The sequence below is a fragment of the Pectobacterium brasiliense genome, assembly GCF_013449685.1.
Classification (GTDB): Bacteria; Pseudomonadota; Gammaproteobacteria; order Enterobacterales; family Enterobacteriaceae; genus Pectobacterium; species Pectobacterium brasiliense_A.
Window position 1 is genome coordinate 1,613 of sequence record NZ_JACDSF010000106.1, and the last position, 361, is coordinate 1,973.

The 361-nt window shown below is 52.1% G+C and carries 1 pseudogene; it reads right to left on the bottom strand.

The annotated features are described in order from the left end of the window. Positions 1-102: 102 nt before the first annotated feature. A pseudogene (locus tag H0248_RS21445) lies at positions 103-361 on the bottom strand (helix-turn-helix domain-containing protein); the annotation flags it as partial.

The window sequence follows — 361 nt, forward strand, 5'->3', positions numbered from 1 at the left end:
CGTAGAATGCGCGTCAGCCATGGTCAACTCCTTCCAGTTGGTTGTGGTTAGCGGGGTTGCCGTGTTCGCGCACGTCAGCCCCGCGTTAAAAAATCGTTTACACTAGCTGCTCTTCTTCTGGTCAAGAGGACGGTTCGTTGACTCAACCTGATGCTTCACAATCACCGCATCAATCAGCTTAATCACCGCCTCCTGCTCTTCCGGCTGGCACTGAGTCAGTGTTTTAAACCGTTCCATTAATCGCGTGTTCCTAATCGGTGTCTGCTCGTCATACGAGCCGAGTAGCAGATAATCAATGGTCGTGGTGAACAACTTGGCCAGTTGAATGAGCTTGTCAGCCGGAGGAATGTGCATCCCCGAC